The sequence below is a fragment of the Lysobacter claricitrinus genome (assembly GCF_045866565.1).
Lineage (GTDB): Bacteria > Pseudomonadota > Gammaproteobacteria > Xanthomonadales > Xanthomonadaceae > Cognatilysobacter > Cognatilysobacter claricitrinus.
Genome location: NZ_BAAFZV010000024.1, coordinates 1 through 923, shown reverse-complemented (window position 1 = coordinate 923; position 923 = coordinate 1). Strand labels below are relative to the sequence as shown.

Genomic DNA, 923 nt, shown 5'->3' with positions numbered 1-923 from the left:
CTCGAGCATGCGCACGCTCGACCTGATCGACGAATGCAGTCGACTGCTCAATGCGCTGCCCGAGCCGCAGACCGATGCACAGCGCGACGCGCTGGCCGGCCTGCGTTCGCGTTTTTCCGAGATGTCGCTCGCGCAGGGGTATCAGGACCTCACCGGCCAGATCATCGTGCGCGTGGTCGAACTCGTGCGCGCGGTGCATGCGGGCCTCGGCGACATCGTCGGTACGCAGCACGAGCCGCTGCATCTCCATTCCAATCGCGGCCATGGCCCGGCGATCGCCGGCGTCGATCCCACGCCCGCCACGCAGGACAACGCCGACGAGCTGCTGTCCGCGCTCGGTCTGTAACGCACAGAACCTGACGTCATGAGCGCAAGCGACGGCATGACCGAGATCTGCGCGGACTTCCTCGTGGAAGCCCGTGAGATCGTCGAACAGCTCGGCGAACAGATGGTCGTGCTCGAGCGCGCGCCGGAAGATCGCGACGCGCTCAACACCGTGTTCCGTGGTTTCCACACCATCAAGGGCGGCGCGGGCTTCCTCGACTTCCCGCCGATGGTGACGCTGTGCCACGCGGTCGAGGATCGCCTCGACGTCGCGCGCAACGGCAGCATGCCGCTCGACGGCTTCGCCTTCGACGGCGCGCAGCAGGCGATCGACCTGCTCGCCGACATGCTCGAATGCGTCGCGCAGGGCCGGCCGTTGCCGACCGTGCCGCAGATCCTGATCGACAGCATGCATGTCGACGGCCACGGTGCCGGACACGTCGCCGCCGCACCGGTCGTCGCGGCCAGCGATCTTCCCGACAATCTCGACGAGCTCGATTTCGACTCGCTGCTCGATGCGTTTCATGGCAAAGGGGCGCTTCCCGGCGCCGTGGTGGTGTCCGAAGCACCGCCGCCGGCAGCGGTCGCCCCCGCGCCTT

At 67.8% G+C, this 923-nt stretch carries 2 protein-coding genes; both read left to right on the top strand.

The annotated features are described in order from the left end of the window. Positions 1-346 (top strand): protein phosphatase CheZ (locus ACKTTN_RS14800; protein ID WP_407910668.1); only part of this gene is annotated, 346 nt, incomplete at its 5' end. Positions 347-364: 18 nt separating this feature from the next. Then, the coding region (locus tag ACKTTN_RS14795) for an Hpt domain-containing protein (RefSeq protein WP_407910667.1) at positions 365-923 on the top strand (559 nt) is incomplete at its 3' end.